This is a genomic window from Pseudomonas oryzihabitans, assembly GCF_007665395.1.
Lineage (GTDB): Bacteria > Pseudomonadota > Gammaproteobacteria > Pseudomonadales > Pseudomonadaceae > Chryseomonas > Chryseomonas psychrotolerans_C.
Genome location: NZ_VDND01000030.1, coordinates 1 through 449 on the forward strand (window position 1 = coordinate 1; position 449 = coordinate 449).

Here is a 449-nt window from a genome sequence, read left to right on the forward strand (position 1 = left end):
AGCATGAGCCAGGCCAGCACCGAGCAGGCCGCTTCGGTGGAGGAGACCAGCGCCAGCGTCGAGCAGATGTCGGCCTCCATCGCCCAGAACACCGAGAACGCCAAGGTCACCGACGGCATGGCCGGCAAGGCCGCGCGGGAAGCCAACGAAGGTGGCGAAGCGGTCGGGGAGACCCTGGTGGCGATGAAGACCATCGCCGAGAAGATCGGCATCGTCGACGATATCGCCTACCAGACCAACCTGCTGGCGCTCAACGCCGCCATCGAGGCGGCCCGTGCCGGCGAGCACGGCAAGGGCTTCGCCGTGGTGGCCGCCGAGGTACGCAAGCTGGCCGAACGCAGCCAGGTGGCGGCCCAGGAAATCGGCACCGTGGCCAAGAGCAGCGTGGCCCTGGCCGAGCGCGCCGGTTCGCTGCTCGACGAAATGGTACCGTCCATCAGCAAGACCTC

1 protein-coding gene is annotated in these 449 nt (G+C 68.2%); it reads left to right on the forward strand.

What is annotated here, in order from left to right:
• The coding region (locus FSV73_RS25905) for a methyl-accepting chemotaxis protein (protein WP_260856169.1) at nt 1–449 on the forward strand (449 nt) is incomplete at both ends.